The organism is Streptomyces abyssomicinicus (assembly GCF_008974245.1).
Lineage (GTDB): Bacteria > Actinomycetota > Actinomycetes > Streptomycetales > Streptomycetaceae > Streptomyces > Streptomyces abyssomicinicus.
In genome coordinates this window covers 101,070-119,755 of the sequence record NZ_BBZI01000014.1, presented here as the reverse complement: position 1 = coordinate 119,755, position 18,686 = coordinate 101,070, and the positions used below count along the sequence as shown (strand labels likewise).

Below are 18,686 nucleotides of genomic sequence, written 5' to 3'. Positions count from 1 at the left end.
CGACATTGGCTAACCTGCTCCGCCACGGCCTTCCGTCACGGAACGCATCGCCTGGGCCACACTGTGTACCTGTCGGCATGGGTACGCGTTCAGCGGGCAGTGGGCACTTCGGAGAACCAACGCGCCGAGGACGGACGGGAGCCACCATGGGGACCGCGAGGGGAACAGGGACGGCCGAGGTGACCGAGACGACACGCGTGCCAGGCACCGCGAACGCGCCGGGCGCACCCGGCACACCCGGCTGGGTCACCTTGGTGGCGCCCCGCCCGGAGCGGCTCAAGGGCTTCTACGAGACGCTCCTCGGCTGGGAGTTCCGGCCCGGTCCGCCCAGCCTCGGCATGAATCTGCGGGCCTTCGTCGGCGACCGCCCGGTCGCCGCCATCGGGCAGGCGCCGCAGCACCGCGCCTCGCGCGCCGCCGCCTGGACCCCCTTCCTGCTCTCCGCCGACATCGACCTTGCGGCCATGGCCGTCGGAGCGTGCGGGGGAACCATCGGCGTCGGCCCGCTCAACGACCGTGAGGGCGGCCGCCTGGCGATCGGAGCCGACCCCTCGGGGGCCGTCTTCGGCATCCGCAGCGTCGCCCCGTTCGGCAGACCCGGCGAGGGTCCGGGCACCCCGGCCTGGCACGAGCTGCTGACCTACGAGCCCTACCGGATCGCCCCGTTCTACCAGCGCGTCTTCGGTCTCTCCTCGGTGCGGGAGACCAACCCGGAGGGCGCCGAGCGGGTGGTCCTGCACGCCGGAGGCCGGCCGATCGCCTCCATCCGTGGCCTTGGCCGCGGCGAGACCTTCGACCGTGGACCCCACTGGGTGACCTGGTTCCAGGTCCGGGACGTCGACGCCGACGCGCTGCGCGCGGTCGACCTCGGCGGCCGGATCGCCGAGGCCCCGCACGACGGCCCCTACGGACGGACGGCCACGGTCGTCGACCCGGAGGGCACGCCCCTCGGGCTGCTCGACCGGCGCCGCTGACGGGACGTCCGGCGGCCGGCTCAGTGGCCGACGTCGACCACGATCCGGTTCGGCGCCCCGAGGGCGAAGACGCGGTAGGAGGAGTACTCGCCGAGGGCGAGGCCCAGGTGGAACTCGCGGACCGACGCGTCGGCGTAGGCGAACTGCCCCTGGCCCTTGAGGCTGGGGAAGCCGTAGGTCCGGTGACGCGGGCCGGTGTACACGAGCCTGCCGCCGGAGAAGTCGAAGCCGGTCGCCCGGTGCAGCGTGATCTTCAGGTACTCCGCACCCTTGACGGGCACCGTCGCCCCCTCGCCCGCGGCGAGACGGCCACCGACCTGAAGGGCCGTCGTCCACCGTGGGACCGGGCCACGGCCGAGGTCGATCACGAGCCGGTCGTGGCCGGGGTGGGTGGCGGCGCGGACGCCGAGGACGCACACGTCCTGGCAGTCCGCGCCGGCGGAGGCCGTCCCGGTCGCCGTCGCGGCTGTCGTGGCGGTCGTCGTGATGGCCGCCGTCGTGGCCGCCGTCTCCGGTACGGCGGCGGCCTGCGGCGCGGTCGGACACAGAACCGCCGCGGCGAGCGCCGCGGCGGACGCGCGAAGTCGCCGGTATCCCTTGTGGTGCACGCAAGTCCCCCTCGGGGCATGACGGTCGGCTCCCCCACGAGACGGTACCCGGGAGGAGGGAGGCCGGAGACGGGAAGAAGGGAACAGGCCGCCCGGTGGCCCGCCGGAAGACCTGCAGGCCCGGGAGCCTTCGAGAAAGATCGAACGCTCGTAGCATGCTCGATCGAACTTCCGTACTATCCGCTGGTGACCACACATCCCACACATCCGGCCGGCTGGTACCCCGATCCCCATGGAGCCCTCCAGCTCCTGCGCTACTGGGACGGCGTCCGCTGGACCGAGCAGACCGCGCCGGCACAGGGCGCGCCCCAGCAGGTCCCCCAGATGCCCGACCCCCGCGTCGCCCAGCAGGTCCAGCAGCAGGCCGGGGTGCACGCCCCCGTGACCGGCACGGGCTCGCTCCTCACCGAACCGGTCCTGGTGGTGAACCAGAAGGCCAAGCTGGTCGAGCTGGTCAACGAGTACAAGGTGATGGACCAGCAGGGCAACCACCTCGGTTCGGTCGTCCAGGTCGGCCAGAGCGCGCTGCGGAAGGTGCTGCGCTTCGTCAGCAGCCTCGACCAGTTCCTGACCCACCGCCTGGAGATCCGCGACGCCTACGGCCAGCCGCTGCTGCTGCTCACCCGCCCCGCGAAGTTCATCAAGTCCCGGGTCGTCGTGACCCGCCCCGACGGTGCCCCCGTCGGCGAGATCGTCCAGCAGAACGCGATCGGCAGGATCAACTTCTCGATCAACGCGAACGGCGCCAAGCTCGGCGAGATCCGGGCCGAGAACTGGCGTGCCTGGAACTTCGCCATCGTGGACCACGCCGGCGTCGAGGTCGCCCGCATCACCAAGACCTGGGAGGGTCTCGCCAAGACCCTCTTCACCACCGCCGACAACTACGTCCTCCAGATCCACCACCAGCTCCCCGAGCCCCTGCGCAGCCTCGTCGTCGCCACGGCGCTCACGGTGGACACCGCCCTCAAGCAGGACTCCCGCGGCTTCGGATGACCCGGCCTCCGGTGGGGCACGGCGCCGGCCCGCCACGATGCCCCACCGGCCGCAGGTACACCGTCGCCGGCCCAGCCCTCCTCACGCCTCGTCCTCATCGCTCAGGGGACGGCGCCGGACGGCGGCAGGGCCCGCAGCAGCGCCTCGAGCGCGGCCCGGTAGGCGTGTTCCGCCGGAGCGGCGTAACCGACGACCAGGCCGTCGGCGGCCGGCCCGGTGGCCCGCGGGTGACGGAACGCGGCGAGGCCGTCCAGGGCGATGCCCTGCCAGGACGCGGCCTTGACGGCGGACGCCTCCGTGCCGGGCGGCAGCCGGAGGACCGCGTGCAGCCCCGCCGCGATGCCGGTCGCCGTGATGTGCGGGGCCTGTTCGGCGAGCGCGGTGACCAGCTGGTCGCGGCGGCGCCGGTAGCGCTGCCGCATCCGGCGGATGTGCCGGTCGTACTGTCCCGAGGCGATGAACTCGGCGAGCGTCAGCTGGTCGAGGGTGCTCGCCCACGCCTCCCGCTCGCCCTTGGCGGCCAGCACCCCCTCCACCAGCCGCTCGGGCAGGACCATCCAGCCGATCCGCACGGCCGGGGACAGGCTCTTGCTGACCGAACCGAGGTGGACGACCCGCTCCGGGTCCAGGCCCTGCAACGCGCCGACCGGCTCGCGGTCGTAGCGGAACTCCCCGTCGTAGTCGTCCTCCAGGACCAGGCCGCCGGTGACGCGGGCCCAGTCGACGGCCGCGGCGCGCCGGGCCGGGTGCAGCGGACCTCCGGTCGGGAACTGGTGCGCGGGGGTGAGCAGGACTCCGCGCACACCCGGTGAGGAGGCGGCCAGCTCCTCGACGCGGGCGCCCTGACCGTCCAGACCGAGCGGCACCGTGCGCACCCCTGAGCTCTCCAGGATCTCGCGGTGGAAGCCCAGCCCGTACGACTCCACGGCGAAGGGACCGCGCAGCACCCCGCCGCCCGCGCCGGGCGAACCCTCGAACAGCAGCCGCAGCGCGTGCGCGAAGCCGGAGCACACCACGATCCGCTCGGGCCCGACGCGCACCCCGCGAGCGCGCGCCAGGTAGTCGGTGAGCGCGCGGCGCAACTCGACGCGGCCACGCGGATCACCGGGGCCGAAGACCTCGTCGGGTGCGGCGCCCAGCGCCCGCCGGGAGGCCGCGAGCCAGGCGGCGCGGGGGAAGGACGCCGCCTCGGGAGTGCCCTGGCGCAGGTCGTGGACGGGGGTGGCGGGCCGTGCGGGGACGGGTTTCGGCGTGCGGGGGCGCTCGGGCGGCGCGGCGCGCTCGGCCACCCGGGTCCCGGAACCCTGGCGTGCGGTCAGCCAGCCCTCGGCGACCAGTTCGGCGTAGGCGTCGGCGACCGTGTTGCGGGCAAGGCCCAGGTCGGCGGCCAGCGAGCGGTAGGGCGGCAGCCGGGTGCCCGGAGCGAGGCGCCCCTCCCGGACGGCGTCCCGCAGGGCGCGGATGAGCACGGCGCGGCGGCTTCCGGGACCGGACAGGTCCAGGTGCAGGTCGCTGCCGATGCGCTCCGCCGAATTGACCCATGATTCCGGCACGGGAATGCACCTTAGCGGAGGTCTTTCCCGCCCCTAGATTCGTGGTCATGACGAACAGCACGAGCACCTCGACCGCTCTCCGCCCCGCCGCCCCGACCGCTCCCGCGCACACCCCGCGGATCAACTTCGCCAAAGCCGCCCCCAAGGCGTTCAAGGCCCTCATCGGCTTCGACGCCGCCGCCCGCGAGGGCCTCGACCCGGCCCTGGTCGAGCTGATCCAGATCCGTGCCTCGCTCCTCAACGGCTGCGCCTACTGCCTCCACATGCACACCTCCGACGCCCGCAAGGCCGGCGAGGACGAGGCCCGGCTGCACATGATCGGCGTGTGGCGCGAGGCGCGGAACTTCTTCACGGAGAAGGAGCAGGCCGCCCTCGCCCTGACCGAGGCCGTCACCCTCGTCCCGCACGCCGGCGTCCCCGACGACGTCTACGCGCGGGCGGCCCGCCACTTCGACGAGACGGAACTGGCCCGGGTCCTCGCGCTGATCTTCACGATCAACACCTGGAACCGCATCGCCCTGAGCACCGGAAAGGTCGCGGGCGAGGACGAGAGGACGGCCCGCTGACGGCCGTCCGGGCCGGTGGCGGCCGGCCCTCGAGCCGCCGCGCCGGGGCCCGCCGACCGTGCGGGCGTGGTGCGTGGCACGGGCGCCGCACCAGCCCGCACCGGCACAGCGCCTCGACGTCCGTCTCCACGTCGTCAGTCGGCCCCGGCCCGGCAGCCGACGGTCAGGAGGCCGGCGCCGGGCCGGCCCGATCGTCCTGGCGAGCCAGCAGGCCCGATGCGGTGACGGCCGTGGTGCGGCGGACCAGCTCCGTGAAGTCCACGCGCATGGCCGCCAGCGCCGGGTCGGAGGCGTAGACCGCCAGCATCGCCTCCGAAGGACGGCTGCATTGCCAGGCGGTCATGGCCATCAGCAGGGCCGATTCCACCAGGGCGGCGGCGCCGTCGTCACCGAGTTCGGGGAGGTGGCGCCCCACAACCTGGACCATGCCGTCGAGCGACTGCCGGGCCGCGTGCTTGTGCCGGACACCCACCTCCGTGGAGATGTTGTGCTCCAGGACCGCGCCCTGCGCGGCGAGCAGGTCGCACAGAACCGGCCTCCGTGCCAGGGAGGTCGCCAGGTGGTCGGCCAGCCCGTCCCCGCGCTCGCGTGCGCTGCCGGCGCCGGCCGGCTGCAGGTGCCGCAATTCGGCGACCCAGTCCTGGACCTCGGCGTCGAGCAACTCGAGCAGAATCGCCTCCCGCGACTCGAAGTAGCGCAGCACGTTGGCCTTGGCGAGGCCCACTCGACGGCTCAGCTCGTTGAGGCTCAGTTTCGCGACAGGCATCTCGGCGAGCATCGCGGCCGCGGTGTCCAGGATCTGGCGTCTCCGCTGCCTGCGCTGCTCGTCGGTGCGGGCGCGCTGGAAGGTCACCCGCCAATATTACATACCGGCGGTCCTTTGATTAAGTACCGGTGGTCCGTTACGGTGGGAACCCGAGACAAGATACCGGCAGTACGTAAAGGGTTTCGCCATGTACCAGGTTCCTGACCAGCACGGAAAGCTCGCCGTGGTGACCGGCGCGAACAGCGGAACCGGCAAGGAGGCCGCGCAACGGCTGGCCGGAGCCGGAGCGCGCGTCATTCTCGCCGTGCGCACACCGGCCAAGGGCGAGCAGGCCCGGGACGAGATGCTCGCCGCGCATCCCGGCGCCCGGATCGAGGTCCGCCCTCTGGACCTGAGCGACCTGGGTTCCGTCCGAAGCTTCGCCGACGGCCTGGCGGCAGAGGGCCGGCCGCTGGACCTGCTGGTGAACAACGCCGGAGTCATGAACGTGCCCCGGCGCACGGAGACGCCCGACGGCTTCGAGCTCCAGTTGGGGAGCAACTTCCTCGGCCCGTTCGCCCTCACCGTCCGGCTGCTGCCCCTGCTCCTCGACGCCCCCGCCCCCCGGGTGGCCACGATGAGCAGCGGAACCGCCAACCGGGCCCGCATCGACTTCGACGACCTGCAGTCCACCCGCGGCTACAGCCCTACCCGGGCCTACGCCCAGTCCAAGCTCGCCGACCTGCTGCTGATGCTCCACCTCGCCGGCCTCGCCGCCCGGCGCGGCCGCTCCCTGCTGTCGGCCGGCGCGCACCCCGGGTACACCCGCACCAACCTGATGACCTCCGGTCCCACTTTGAACGGCGGCCGGCCCGGGCGGCTGGAATCACTGCTGTACAAGGTCGTTCCGTCCCAGGGGCCCGAACAGGGCGCGGAACCTCTGCTGTACGCGGCCACCAGCCCCGCCGCGACACCCGGCGGCTACTACGGCCCGCGCTGGGGCCTGGTCGGCCCCACCAAGGCGGTTCCCCTGCCGCGCAGCGCCCGGGACAAGGCCGTCGCGGCACGGCTGTGGGCCGAGGCCGAGGAACTCACCGGCGTCTCGGCGGCCGGCACCCTCTGATCGCCCGCATCGACCCAGGGAAACTCTCATGAACATAGTCGTCTTCGGCGGCAGCGGCCTCATCGGCGACGGCTTCCTCCAGGAATGCCTCCGTGCCGACGACGTCACCAGGGTCGTCGCCGTGGGGCGGACGAGGCTGGACCTGACACACCCGAAGCTGAGCCAGGTCCTGCACGCCGACTTCCTGGACCTCGCCCCCGTCAGGAGCGACCTCGCCGGCGCCGACGCCTGCTTCTGGGCGCTCGGCGTCAGCTCCGCCGGCATGGACCCCGAGGACTACGAACGCATCACCTACGGATACACCACCGCCGCCGCGCAGACCCTTCACGACGTCAATCCGCACCTGACGTTCGTCTACGTCTCCGGCGGCGGCACGGACAGCACCGAACGCGGCCGCATGCGCTGGGCCCGCGTCAAGGGGCGCACCGAGAACGCGGTCATCTCCACCTTCTCCCACGGGTACGCCCTGCGCCCGGGCTTCGTCCTGCCTTCGCACGAGGCCCGCTCGAAGACCGCTGCCTACCGATGGGGCGGCGCCGCGGTCACCCCACTCGTTCCGCTCCTGAAGCTCCTGCGCCTGGGGCCGGTCCTGACGACCGACACCGCCCGGCTCGGCCGAGCGGCGCTGCACCTCGCCCGCCGGGGACACCACCGCCGCGTCCTCGAGAACCGGGACATCAACACGGCCGCCGCGCTCTGATGCGACGGCCGGGTGATCCGCGTCGGCGTCCCGATCGGCGTCCCGCAGCGATCACGGGGATCCGCCGGTTCAGGCGGAGCTGACCGGCAGCACGTCCGGGGACAGGGATCCCGCCCGCGCCGTGGCGCCGGTCATCTGGCGGCGGTGGTGGCGCCGGCACAGGACCTCGTAGCCGATCTCGTCGGGCTGGTTGGCCACGTCGCCCACCATGACCTGCTCACCCTCGACGACCATCACGCCGCCCACCGTGCGCGCGTTGTGCGTGGCGCGCGCCCCGCACCAGCACAGGGCCTCGACCTGCAACGTCTCGACACGGTCGGCGAGTTCGATCAGCCGCTGCGAGCCCGGGAAGAGCCGGGTGCGGAAGTCGGTGGTGATGCCGAAGGCGTAGACGTCCATCTCGAGGTCGTCCACGACACGGGCCAGCTGGTCCACCTGCTCGGGGGCGAGGAACTGTGCCTCGTCCGCGATCACGTAGTCGACCCGTCCGCCCCGCTGGAGCCGGTCCACCACGTGGCCGTACAGGTCGAACCCGGGACCCGCCTCCACCGCGTCGGTCACCAGGCCCAGGCGCGACGACAGCTTGCCCTCACCCGCCCGGTCGTCGCGGGTGAAGATCAGCCCCTCCAGCCCGCGAGCGGAACGGTTGTGCGCGATCTGGAGGGCCAGCGTCGACTTTCCGCAGTCCATCGTCCCGGAGAAGAACACCAGCTCGGACATCAGCAACGCGGGCCCTTCCCCGGCGAACTCACACGGACAACCCCGTCTGCACGAACAACCCCGTCGGCACGGACCGGACCTCGACCCGGCCGGCCCGCGCGCGGCGCATGCCCGAGGGGGTCGGTCGGCTTCCCGCGGGCCACGGTCCCCGAGAAGGACACCAGCTCTGGCATGACAGGTCGAACGCCTTTCGGTCAGCGTGCGGTGGAAGGGGCGGACGGATCGCGACGACGGCCGGGGGCCGTCAGGTGCGGACCTCCAGGAGGGGGACCAGCTGCTCGGCGGGGGTCATCGACCCGTGGTTGCCGACCATCAGGGACTCCTTGGGCTCGCGCCGCGAGGCGATCAGCAGGACGTCGTCGTGGGCGGCCGCGATCACGTCGCCGAGCCGGGCGTACACCCGGTCGTCGATGTGCGGGCCGAACCAGCCGGCCTCGATCGCCTCGTCCCGCGAGGCGATCCAGAACTGCTCGCCGAGGACCTCGCGCCAGACGGCGAGCACGTCGTTCACGGCGCCCGGCACCGCGTAGACGTGCCGGGCACGGCCCTCGCCGCCCAGCAGGCCGACGCCGGCCTTGAGCTCCCAGTCCTCGTCGACGTCGATGCGGTGCTCCTCGTCGAAGGGCACGTCGATCATGCCGTGGTCGGCGGTGACGTAGAGGGCGCTGCGCGGCGGGAGCTGTTCGGCGAGGCGCTGGACCAGGCGGTCGACGTAGCCGAGCTGGCCGCGCCAGGTGTCGGAGTCGACGCCGAACCGGTGGCCGGCGCCGTCGACCTCGGAGTAGTAGGTGTAGACCAGCGCGCGGTCGGCCGCGGCCAGTTGCCCGGCGGCGAGGTCCATCCGCTCCTCGCCGGCGAGACGGCCGTGGAAGGCTCCGCCGCTGAGCGCGATCTCGGTGAGCGGGGTGGACTCGAAGATAGGGGAGGACACCTGCGCGGCGTGCACACCGGCCGCCTCGGCCAGCCGGAAGACCGTGGGGTGGGGCTGCCAGAGGGCCGGGGAGGTCCAGGGCTTCCAGCGGAGCTGGTTCATCAGCTCGCCGGTCTCCGGGTTGCGGACCGTGTAGCCGGGCAGGCCGTGCGCACCCGGCGGCAGGCCGGTGCCGACCGAGGCCAGGGAGGTGGCCGTGGTCGCCGGGTAGCCGGCCGTCAGCGGGCGGCCGGTGCCGCCGCGTGAGGAGGCCAGCAGGGAGGTCATGAAGGGCGCCTCGTCGGGGTGCGCCTTCAGCTGCTCCCAGCCCAGCCCGTCGATCAGGAAGACGCAGGCCCGGTCGGCGGGCGCGAGTTCCGGTATCGCGGCGGTGACGCCCGGCACGCCCATCCCGGCGGCCAGGGTGGGCAGCAGGTCGGCGAGCGAGCCGCTGCCGTACTCGGGGACCGGGGCGGAGGACAGCGGCAACGGCTCCGGATGGCCGGGGGCGGACGCGGCGTTGGCGCGCTCCCAGTCGTCCCAGGCGGAGTGGGACATCAGCGGGCGGTGTCCGCGATCGCCTCGGAGAGCGCCTGCGCGAAGGCGAGCGCCTGGGCGACCGTCTCCGGTCCGTCGCCGGCCTCGCTGACACGGAGGCTGAGGTCGTCGGCGGTGCTGCTGCCGGTGTAGCCGTGGTCGGCGTCGCAGTTGGGGTCGCCGCAGGCGGCGGGCTCCAGGTCGATGCGGGAGACCGCGCCCCAGCCGATGGTCAGCACGACCTCCCGGGGCAGCCGGCCCGGCGTGTACGTCTCGGGGTCGGAGACGACGCGGCTGACCACCACCGAGGAGATCTTCTCCAGCTTCACCGACTCCGTGGACGTCGTCGCGTACGGCGACGGGGAGGTGCTGTCGGCGTTCTGCTCGTCGGTGTGGCTGACGATGAAGCGGTTTTCGGTGAGCACCAGCACCGTCACGTGGCGGCGGACCTCGTTGGCGTCGAACGTGGTCTCCTGATGGACCAGGAACGACCGGACGGGCTCCCCGCCGACGGCGGACTCCACCGCCTCGGCCACGAGGGCCGGGTAGTAGCCGCTGCGCTCGATCGCCGCGCGCAGCCCCTGGGTCGTCGTACTGGTCTTGGCCATGACGTCCATCCTACGGCGGCGCACCGGCTGCCCGGACCGCCCCGGACGGCCCGGAGCGCTTCGGTCAGTACTCCGGCAGCGTACGCGGCCCCTGGTCGTCCCGGGCCGGCGGGGGCGCCAGCCGCACCGAGGCGCCGAGCACACTCACGCCGCGCGGGGCGACGACCACGGGCTCCAGTGTGACGGCGACCACCTCGGGATGGTCGTCGACCAGCCGGGACACCCGCAGCAGGAGCCGTTCCAGGGCGTCGGTGTCCACGGGGGCGGCGCCGCGCCAGCCGAAGAGGAGGGGCGCGGTCCGCACCGAGCGGATCATCGAGGCGGCGTCACGGCCGACGACCGGGATCAGCCGGTGGGACAGGTCACCCAGCAGCTGCGAGGGGGCGCCGGCCAGGCCGAAGGACAGGACCGGGCCCGCCGCCGGGTCGATCACGGCGCGCACCACGGTGTCCACACCGCGCGGCGCCATCTGCTGGACGACGGGGCGGACCTGGTCGGCCCCGCCGAACAGGCCGGCGAGTTCGGCGAAGGCGCGGCGGACCTGCTCCTCGTCGGCGAGGTCGAGCCGGACGCCGCCGAGGTCGGCACGGTGCCGCAGGTGCGGGGCGGTGGTCTTGAGCGCCACCGGGAAGCCGAGCCGGCGGGCTGCGGCGACGGCCTCGTCCGCGGTGGGGGCGGGCACCGCCCGGCGTACCGGGATGCCGTAGCGGCGCAGCAGGGCCGCGGTGTCCTCGGGCCCGAGGTCGGGGCCGCCGCCCGGTACGGCGTCCGGGGCGGACGCGCCGCCCCGGACCGGTCCGGTGGCGCGGGCCAGGAGGCCGTCGATGAAGGACGCGGTCTCCTTCTCGTCGATGTCCTCGAACTCGGGCACCCGGCCGGGCTCGGCGGCCTCCCGGCGCCAGTCGGCGTACCGGACGGCCTCGGCGAGCGCGCGGACGGCGCGCTCGGCGGCGGGGAAGGCCGGGATGAGCCTGAGCCGGGTCTCGTCGGGCTTCTGCTCGCCGGCCGCCGTGCCGTCCTCCCCCGGCCGCGGGGCCTGCTCGCCGGTGGCGGCGGGCTCCCCGGCGACGCGGGCCCGGGGCGCGGTGCCGGCGGCGGCGGAGAGCGCCTCGGCGAGGCCGCCGAGCTCGACGTGCACGACGAGGACGGGCTTGTCGGGGGTCTGCGCCCCCGCGGTGCGGAGCGCCTCGGCGAGCGCGGCGTCGGCCGCCCCGCCGCCGTCGCCGGCCGCCTCCTCGATGCGCGGGATGGCGGTGACCACCACGGCGTCGCAGCCGGGGTCGGCCAGGGCCCGGGAGAGCGCCCGGTGGAAGTCGTCGGGTGTGGCGGCGGTGGTGAGGTCCTGCGGGCGCAGCGGCTGGAGGCCCTCGGCGAGGCAGGCGTCGTAGGTGAGCAGGCCGAGCGACTCGGAGTTGCCGAGGATCGCCACGCGCGGTCCGGCGGGCAGCGGCTGACGGGCCAGCAGGAGGCCGGCGTCGACCAGTTCGGTGATGGTGTCGACGCGGATCACGCCGGCCTGGCGCAGCAGCGCGGAGACGGTGTCGTGCGGAAGGCGGGTGGCGCGGACGGCGTGGCCCTGCGGGACGCCGCTGTGCCGGGCGCCCTGCACCACGACGAGCGGTTTGGCGGCCGCGGTGCGCCGGGCGAGGCGGTTGAACTTGCGCGGGTTGCCGATGGATTCGAGGTACATCAGCGCGACGTCGGTCTCCGGGTCGTCGTACCAGTACTGGAGGACGTCGTTGCCGGAGACGTCGGCGCGGTTGCCCGCCGAGACGAAGGTTGAGACGCCGGTGACGCCCGTGACGCCGCCGCCGCGCCGGTGGAGGCGGGAGAGCAGGGCGACTCCGATGGCCCCGGACTGGGTGAACAGGCCGATGCGGCCGGCGCGGGGCATCTCGGGGGCCAGGGAGGCGTTGAGCCGGACGCCGGGGGCGGTGTTGACCACGCCGAAGGCGTTGGGGCCGATGACGCGCATCCCGAAGGCGCGGGCCTGGCGCACCAGTTGGCGCTGCCGTTCGCGTCCTTCGGGCCCGAGTTCGGCGTAGCCGGCGGAGAGCACCACCAGTCCCTGGACGCCGTGTGCCCCGCACGCGTCGACCACCTCGGGCACCCGATCGGCGGGCACGGCGACGACGGCGAGGTCCACGGGGCCGTCCACGGCGCCGAGCGAGCGGTGGGCGGGGACGCCCTCGATCTCGGTGAGGTCCTCGGGGAAGGACGGGTTGACCGCGTGGAGTGCGCCGGTGAAGCCGCCGTCGCGCAGGTGCTCCAGCACGCCGCGGCCGACGCCGCCGGGAGTGCGGCTGACGCCGATCACGGCGACCGAGCCGGGGGCGAGCAGTCGCCGCACGGAGCGGGCCTCGGCGCGCTGTTCACGCGCCTGCTGGACGGCGAGCGACCGGCCGGTTGGCTCGAGGTCGAGGTGGAGGCGGACCACGCCGTCCTCGTAGCTGCGCTTCTGGGCGTAGCCGGCGTCGGTGAACACCTTGATCATCTTGGTGTTGGCCGGCAGGACCTCGGCGGTGAAGCGGCGTACGCCGCGTTCCCGGGCGACGGCGGCGATGTGCTCCAGCATCGCGGAGGCGACGCCGCGGCCCTGATGGGCGTCCTGGACGAGGAACGCGACCTCGGCCTCGTCGGCGGGCGCGGAGGCGGGCATGCCGGTGGCGTCGACCCGGTCGTAGCGGACGGTGGCGATGAAGTCGCCGCCGACGGTGGCGGCGAGCCCGACCCGGTCCACGTAGTCGTGGTGGGTGAAGCGGTGCACGTCCTTGGCGGACAGGCGCGGGTAGGGCGAGAAGAAGCGCAGGTACTTGGACTCGTCGGAGACCTGCTCGTAGAAGCTGACCAGGCGCTGCGCGTCGTCCTCGGTGATGGGCCGGACGTGGGTGATGCCGCCGTCGCGCAGCACCACGTCGGCTTCCCAGTGTGCGGGGTACTCGTGACGGTCCGACGGGTTCTGCATGCCGCCAGCCTACGGCGCGCGGCTGTGCGGGGCGCGGTGCGATGCCGGGTGACGGCGAGGACGAGGAGGGAACCGGGCATGCCGGAGTACCGGGTCAGGGTGGCGGGGCCGCACGGGCTGCACGCGCGGCCGGCGGCGCGCTTCGTGCGGGCGGTCCAGGAGTCGGGGCTGCCGGTGCGGGTGGACCGGGCGGACGGCGCCGGGGCGGGGCCGGTGAACGCGGCTTCGATCCTGGGCGTGCTGTCGCTGGGGGTGCAGGGGGGCGAGGAGATCGTGCTGACGTGCGAGGACGAGCCCGCGGGGCCGGGCGGGACCGGGGGCGGGGACGCGGCCGGCGGCGATGGCGAAGGCGCAGGCGGACCTGGGGGCACGGGCGGAGCCCGGGGCGCGGGCGGAACCAGGAGCGCGGGCGGACCTGGGGGCACGGGCGGAGCCGGGAGCGCGGGCAGGACCGGGGGCGCGGGCGAAGGCACGGGCCGGGGTGGCGGCGGGGGCATGGGCGGCGCGGGTGACGCCGAAGGGCACGCGGGCGGGCGCCCGGACGCGGGCGCGATCGCGCGAACGGACGGCGGCGGACGGGCCGAGGCGGTGCTCCGGAGTCTCGCGGACCTGGTCTCGGGGAATTCGCCGGAAGACCCGTCCCACCCGGCTCCCTGAGCGCGATCCGGTCTTTTCCCCGAGCGCCGGAACTACCTTTATTATCAGGCGCGCGAAATCACCGGAACCGGCCCACGGGAATTCCCTCGCCTCTTGTATACGGCCTCGCTGTTAATTCCGGAGGCCGCTCGTGTTTACGGCATGTTGCGAAGTCCTCACCGCACCCGGGCGCGCCGCGGTCCCGCGGTTCTGGCCAGGAATGCGCAGCCGGTGAAGGGCGAGGGAGCGCTCGGTGTGCGCGGCGGTCACCTGCCGGGCCCGCTCGCCGTCGCCCCGGGCCACCGCGTCGACGATGGCCCCGTGCTCGGCCCAGGTCTCGGCGGGGGCGGGCAGCGGCTCCACGGCGTACATCCAGGCGATCTTGTGCCGCAGCTGGGTGAGCGTCGAGGTCAGGGCGGCACTGCCGCACGCCTGGGCGAGAGTCTCGTGGAACCAGCCGCCCAGGGACCGCAGGTCGTCGCCGTACCCGCGCCGGGCCCGCTCCTGACCCAGCCTGACCAGGCCGCGAAGCACCTTCAGGTGGGCCTCGGAACGCCGCTGGGCGGCGCGGGCGGCGCCCAGCGGCTCCAGCAGCAGACGCATCTCGAGGAGGTCGGCGGCCTCCTCCTCGGTCGGCTCCGCCACACAGGCGCCGGCGTGCCGCCGGGTGACCACGAAGCCCTCCGCCTCCAGGGTGCGCAGCGCCTCGCGGACCGGGACCCGGGAGACGCCGTACCGGCGGGCGAGCAGTTCCTCGGTCAGCCGGGTCCCGCGCTCGTGGACGCCCGCGACGATGTCGTCCCGAATCGCCGTGCATACCGAATGCGCGGGAATACGCATGCCGACCTCCGCCTCGATGAATGAATTGACTCTAAGGCAATGGCCCTCGATTTCCGACGGCAAGCGGCGGTGGAAGGATATTTTTTGGCCGAACCCTGTCCGGACCACCGGGTTACGCCCGGATTCCGTCCGGTCCGTCCGGAGGGACGGAAAAGCCCCCGCCCGGAGTAAACCGGGGCGGGGGCTTTCACGGGTCGGCCGTCAGAGGTTCACGCCGTGGGACCGGAGATAGGCGACCGGGTCGATGTCGCTGCCGTACTCGGAGGTGGTGCGCGCCTCGAAGTGCAGGTGCGGGCCGGTGACGTTGCCGGTGGCGCCGGAGCGGCCGATGTGCTCGCCGGCGGTCACCGACTGGCCGGCGGCGACGCCGACCGAGGAGAGGTGGCCGTACTGGGTGTAGGTGCCGTCGTGCATCTTGATCACGACCTGGTAGCCGTAGCTGCCGCCCCAGCCGGCCTCCACGACGGTGCCGCGGCCCACGGAGCGGACCGGGGTGCCGGCGGCGGCGTGGAAGTCGACGCCGGTGTGGCTGCCGGAGGACCAGACGGCGCCGCCGGCCTGGTAGCCGGTGGAGACGTAGGAGCCGGCGATGGGGCTGACGAACATGGTGAGGCGGCGCAGGCGGTCGCGCTCGGCCTTGCGGGCGGCGCGGGCCTCGGCCTCCTCGCGCTCCTTGAGGGCCTTCGCCGAGGCGGCCGCCTCGGCGGCGGCCCGCTCCTGGGCCTCGGCCTGCTCGTCGATCTGCTCGGCGATCCGGTCGCCGATGGTGACGACCGGAAGCAGGCCACTGGTCTCGGCGGCGGGCTCGGCCGCGGCGGCGGGGGTTGCCAGGGTGCCGACCACGCCGGTGGTGGTGAGGGCGGCGAGGCCCGCCAGGCCGGCGGTGGTGCGACTGGTCCGGCCGGGGCGACGATGCCTGCCGGAGGCGCAGTTGAACGCCATGAAGTGGCTGAGTCCTTTCCTTCCCTCTCGCCTGCCGGGTTAGCTGTCGGGTTCGGAGCAGGAAGGTCTCCTACGGGTTCCTCCCGCGGTGCGGAAGGCGCCCGATTCACCCCATGGGTTCCGCTTGTGGGTCCCCGGCTCCCCTGGCTCGCGCCGTACGGGGATTAGGCGATGACTGCCCGGCGCCGCGGGCGCGGCGCACAGGTGTGGCGGACAGCCGGACCGAAGCTAGTGGGGTGATCATTCGGATAACAAACGGATCAAGGCTTTTGTAGCGCACGCCACAGGGCAAAACGGGCCCTTCACCACGCATCGCGCCCAGATCGACACAAAGCGGGCCCCGGTGACCACAAGGGTCACCAGGGCCCGAACCGTCCTGGAACGGCGGTTACTCGGCGCCCACCACCGTCACCTCGCCGATGCCCAGCTCGCGCACCGGGCCGGCGATCTGCTCGGCGTCACCGACCAGGACCGTGACCAGACGGTCCACCGGGAAGGCGCTCACCGCGGCCGCCGTGGCCTCCACCGTGCCGGTGGCGGCGAGCTGCTGATAGAGCGTCGCCTGGAAGTCGTCCGGCAGGTGCTGCTCCACCTGGTCGGCCAGGGTCCCCGCCACCGCCGCGGCCGTCTCGTACTTGAGCGGCGCCACGCCCACCAGGTTCTGCACCGCGGTGTCCCGCTCGGCGTCGGTCAGTCCGCCGGCGGCCAGGGTGCGCAGCACCTGCCACAGGTCCGCCAGCGCCGGACCGGTGTTGGGGGTGTCCACCGAGCCGCTGATCGCGAGCAGCGCCGCGCCCGAGCCGTCGGGCGCGGAACGCAGCACCTGCCCGAAGGCGCGCACGCCGTACGTGTAGCCCTTCTCCTCGCGCAGCACCTTGTCCAGCCGGGAGGTGAGGGTGCCGCCCAGGCAGTAGGTGCCGAGCACCTGGGCCGGCCAGACCCGGTCGTGCCGGTCCGGGCCGGTCCGGCCGATCAGCAGCTGGGTCTGGACGGAGCCGGGGCGGTCCACGATGACGACGCGGCCGGCGTCGTCGGCCGTCACGGCGGGCACCGGGCGCGGGGCGGCCTGGGAACCGGTCCACGCGCCCAGCGTCTCGGCGAGCAGGGCGTCCAGGTCGACGCCGGTGAGGTCACCGACCACCACGGCGGTCGCGGTGGCCGGGCGGACGTGCCGCTCGTAGAAGGCGCGCACGGCGGCCGGGTCGATCTTCTCGACCGTCTCCTCGCTGCCCTGGCGGGGACGCGACATCCGCGAGTTCGCCGGGAAGAGCTCCTTGTAGAGCTCCTTGGCCGCGCGGCGGGCCGGGTTGGCCAGCTCGTGCGGGATCTCGTCGAGCCGGTTGCGGACCAGCCGGGAGATCTCGTCCTCGGCGAACGCCGGGGCGCGCAGGGCGTCGGCCAGCAGGCCGAGCGCCTTGGGCAGGCGGGAGGCGGGCACCTCCAGGGAGACCCGCACGCCGGGGTGGTCGGCGTGCATGTCCAGCGTCGCGCCGCACCGCTCGAGTTCGGCGGCGAAGTCCTCGGCGGAGTGCTTGTCGGTGCCCTCGGCGAAGGCGCGCGCCATGATCGTGGCGACGCCGTCCAGCCCGGCCGGTTCGGCGTCCAGCGGGGCATCGAGCAGCACCTCGACGGCCACGACCTGCTGGCCGGGGCGGTGGCAGCGCAGGACCGTCAGGCCGTTGTCGAGCGCGCCGCGCTCCGGCGCGGGGAACGCCCACGGCTTCGGCGCGCCGGCCTGCGGCTGCGGGTGGAACTCCATCGTGGCCAGCTCGGTCACTTGGCCTCCTCCTCGTCCTCGTCGCCGTCGGCGTCGGCGTCGGCGCCCTCCGGGGTGGTCGGTTCGTACACCAGGACCGCGCGGTTGTCGGGGCGCAGCCGGGCCTTGGCCACCTCCTGGACCTCCTCCGGCGTCACCTCCAGCACCCGGTCGACGGCGGTCAGCGCGAGCTGCGGGTCGCCGAACAGGACGGCGTACCGGCAGAGTTCGTCGGCGCGGCCGGAGACCGTGCCCAGCCGGTCCAGCCACTCCCGTTCCAGCTGTGCCTGGGCACGCTCCATCTCCTCCGCCGTGGGGCCCTCGGCGGCGAGTCGCGCCAGTTCCTCGTCGACGGCGGCCTCGATCACCGGCACCTCGACGTCACCGGAGGTCTTGACGTCCAGCCAGCCCAGCGAGGGGGCGCCGGCCAGCCGCAGCAGCCCGAACCCGGCCGTCACCGCGGTGCGGTCGCGGCGGACCAGCCGGTTGTAGAGGCGGGAGGACTCGCCGTAGCCGAGGATGGTCAGGGCCACGTCGGCGGCGTCGCAGGCGCGGGTGCCGTCCTCCGGGAGGCGGTAGCCGGCCATCAGGGCGCGGGCCGGGACCTCCTCACGGACGACCTCGCGGATCTCCCCGCCGACGACCTCGGGCAGCGCGCCGTCGCGCGGGGCCGGCTTGCCGTCGTGGGAGGCGATGGAGCCGAAGTACTTCTCGATCCAGGCGAGCGTCTGCTCGGGGTCGATGTCGCCGACCACCGACAGCACCGCGTTGTTCGGGGCGTAGTAGGTGCGGAAGAACGCCCGGGCGTCCTCGAGCGTGGCGGCGTCCAGGTCGGCCATCGAGCCGATCGGGGTGTGGTGGTACGGATGGCCCTCCGGGTAGGCCAGCGCGAAGATCTTCTCGAACGCGGTGCCGTACGGGACGTTGTCGTACCGCTGGCGGCGCTCGTTCTTCACGACGTCGCGCTGGTTCTCCATCGACTCGTCGTCGAGGGCGGTGAGCAGGGAGCCCATCCGGTCGGCCTCCAGCCAGAGCGCGAGCTCCAGCTGGTGGGCCGGCATGGTCTCGAAGTAGTTGGTGCGCTCGAAGCTGGTCGTGCCGTTGAGGGAACCGCCCGCCCCCTGCACCAGCTCGAAATGACCGTTGCCCTTCACCTGGGCCGAGCCCTGGAACATCAGGTGCTCGAAGAGGTGGGCGAGGCCGGTGCGGCCCTGGACCTCGTGCCGGGAGCCGACGTCGTACCAGAGGCACACCGCGGCGACCGGGGTCAGGTGGTCCTCCGAGAGCACCACGCGGAGCCCGTTGGCAAGGCGGTGCTCGGTAGCTGTGAGGCCTCCTGAGCCTGCCTCGGCTGTGGCCGTGTGACCCATGGGCATGTACGTCCCTTCGCTCGCGGAATCTTGAACGCGTGAACACATGAAAACGCGGACTGCCTGTCACTGTATGCAACCGAGGGCGGGTGCCGTGAGGTTCCCGATACGTCACATTGACGCCCGATCCGGGGATCCGG

General features: G+C 73.6%; 16 protein-coding genes, 1 pseudogene and 1 riboswitch. Of the genes and pseudogenes, 6 read left to right on the top strand and 11 right to left on the bottom strand.

Annotated elements, in window-relative coordinates:
* Positions 1 to 179: 179 nt before the first annotated feature.
* Entirely contained in the window at positions 180 to 974 is a 795-nt protein-coding gene (locus GBN72_RS31035) for a VOC family protein (protein ID WP_246213018.1), read from the top strand.
* A gap of 20 nt (positions 975 to 994) precedes the next feature.
* Here GBN72_RS31035 and GBN72_RS34370 read toward each other — a convergent pair whose 3' ends face one another.
* On the bottom strand, positions 995 to 1,582 hold the full coding sequence (locus GBN72_RS34370) for an AMIN-like domain-containing (lipo)protein (RefSeq protein WP_164540973.1): 588 nt from the start codon (positions 1,580 to 1,582) through the stop codon (positions 995 to 997).
* A gap of 186 nt (positions 1,583 to 1,768) precedes the next feature.
* On the opposite strand from GBN72_RS34370, the gene GBN72_RS31020 reads away from it, so the two are divergent.
* Positions 1,769 to 2,575, top strand: a complete 807-nt coding sequence (locus GBN72_RS31020; RefSeq protein ID WP_174887236.1) for an LURP-one-related family protein — start codon at positions 1,769 to 1,771, stop codon at positions 2,573 to 2,575.
* Positions 2,576 to 2,676: 101 nt separating this feature from the next.
* Here the strand turns inward: GBN72_RS31020 and pdxR are convergent, their stop codons facing one another.
* Positions 2,677 to 4,128, bottom strand: coding sequence for a MocR-like pyridoxine biosynthesis transcription factor PdxR (gene pdxR, locus GBN72_RS31015; protein WP_151775299.1), 1,452 nt, complete (start codon positions 4,126 to 4,128; stop codon positions 2,677 to 2,679).
* A 47-nt stretch (positions 4,129 to 4,175) separates the two neighbouring features.
* Here pdxR and GBN72_RS31010 point away from each other — a divergent pair, with 47 nt between their 5' ends.
* Entirely contained in the window at positions 4,176 to 4,694 is a 519-nt protein-coding gene (locus GBN72_RS31010) for a carboxymuconolactone decarboxylase family protein (protein WP_246213017.1), read from the top strand.
* Between the two features lie 163 nt (positions 4,695 to 4,857).
* On the opposite strand, the gene GBN72_RS31005 is transcribed toward GBN72_RS31010, so the two are convergent.
* Positions 4,858 to 5,547 (bottom strand): TetR/AcrR family transcriptional regulator, encoded by a 690-nt coding sequence (locus GBN72_RS31005; RefSeq protein WP_151775298.1) that lies wholly within the window; start codon positions 5,545 to 5,547, stop codon positions 4,858 to 4,860.
* 100 nt (positions 5,548 to 5,647) lie between these two features.
* Between GBN72_RS31005 and GBN72_RS31000 the strand changes: the two genes are divergently transcribed.
* Entirely contained in the window at positions 5,648 to 6,562 is a 915-nt protein-coding gene (locus tag GBN72_RS31000) for an SDR family oxidoreductase (protein ID WP_151775297.1), read from the top strand.
* A gap of 28 nt (positions 6,563 to 6,590) precedes the next feature.
* Complete coding sequence (locus GBN72_RS30995) at positions 6,591 to 7,262, top strand: Rossmann-fold NAD(P)-binding domain-containing protein (protein ID WP_151775296.1); 672 nt, start codon at positions 6,591 to 6,593, stop codon at positions 7,260 to 7,262.
* Between the two features lie 69 nt (positions 7,263 to 7,331).
* Here the strand turns inward: GBN72_RS30995 and GBN72_RS30990 are convergent, their stop codons facing one another.
* The 4 genes from GBN72_RS30990 to GBN72_RS30975 all read right to left on the bottom strand — a co-directional run bounded on the left by GBN72_RS30990 (position 7,332) and on the right by GBN72_RS30975 (position 13,002).
* A complete protein-coding gene (locus tag GBN72_RS30990; protein ID WP_151775295.1) occupies positions 7,332 to 7,982 on the bottom strand; it encodes a thymidine kinase in 651 nt (216 codons plus the stop codon).
* 244 nt (positions 7,983 to 8,226) lie between these two features.
* Positions 8,227 to 9,450 (bottom strand): alkaline phosphatase family protein, encoded by a 1,224-nt coding sequence (locus GBN72_RS30985; RefSeq protein ID WP_151775294.1) that lies wholly within the window; start codon positions 9,448 to 9,450, stop codon positions 8,227 to 8,229.
* Positions 9,450 to 10,046, bottom strand: a complete 597-nt coding sequence (locus tag GBN72_RS30980) for a DUF5998 family protein (RefSeq protein ID WP_151775293.1) — start codon at positions 10,044 to 10,046, stop codon at positions 9,450 to 9,452. Before GBN72_RS30980 ends, GBN72_RS30985 begins: the two co-directional genes overlap by 1 nt.
* Before the next feature lie 55 nt (positions 10,047 to 10,101).
* The gene (locus tag GBN72_RS30975; RefSeq protein ID WP_151775292.1) at positions 10,102 to 13,002 is read right to left on the bottom strand and encodes a bifunctional acetate--CoA ligase family protein/GNAT family N-acetyltransferase; all 2,901 of its coding nucleotides are present in this window, start codon (positions 13,000 to 13,002) and stop codon (positions 10,102 to 10,104) included.
* 78 nt (positions 13,003 to 13,080) lie between these two features.
* On the opposite strand from GBN72_RS30975, the pseudogene GBN72_RS34895 reads away from it, so the two are divergent.
* A pseudogene (locus GBN72_RS34895) lies at positions 13,081 to 13,302 on the top strand (HPr family phosphocarrier protein); the annotation flags it as partial.
* Between the two features lie 468 nt (positions 13,303 to 13,770).
* On the opposite strand, the gene GBN72_RS30965 reads toward GBN72_RS34895, so the two are convergent.
* The 4 genes from GBN72_RS30965 to GBN72_RS30950 form a co-directional block, all read right to left on the bottom strand.
* The gene (locus tag GBN72_RS30965) at positions 13,771 to 14,478 is read right to left on the bottom strand and encodes a GntR family transcriptional regulator (RefSeq protein WP_151775290.1); all 708 of its coding nucleotides are present in this window, start codon (positions 14,476 to 14,478) and stop codon (positions 13,771 to 13,773) included.
* Positions 14,479 to 14,679: 201 nt separating this feature from the next.
* On the bottom strand, positions 14,680 to 15,420 hold the full coding sequence (locus tag GBN72_RS30960; RefSeq protein WP_151775289.1) for a M23 family metallopeptidase: 741 nt from the start codon (positions 15,418 to 15,420) through the stop codon (positions 14,680 to 14,682).
* A gap of 13 nt (positions 15,421 to 15,433) precedes the next feature.
* Positions 15,434 to 15,601, bottom strand: a riboswitch (cyclic di-AMP (ydaO/yuaA leader).
* A 207-nt stretch (positions 15,602 to 15,808) separates the two neighbouring features.
* On the bottom strand, positions 15,809 to 17,197 hold the full coding sequence (locus GBN72_RS30955) for a M16 family metallopeptidase (RefSeq protein ID WP_151775288.1): 1,389 nt from the start codon (positions 17,195 to 17,197) through the stop codon (positions 15,809 to 15,811).
* Entirely contained in the window at positions 17,194 to 18,552 is a 1,359-nt protein-coding gene (locus GBN72_RS30950) for a M16 family metallopeptidase (protein WP_151775287.1), read from the bottom strand. Before GBN72_RS30950 ends, GBN72_RS30955 begins: the two co-directional genes overlap by 4 nt.
* Positions 18,553 to 18,686: the final 134 nt, after the last annotated feature.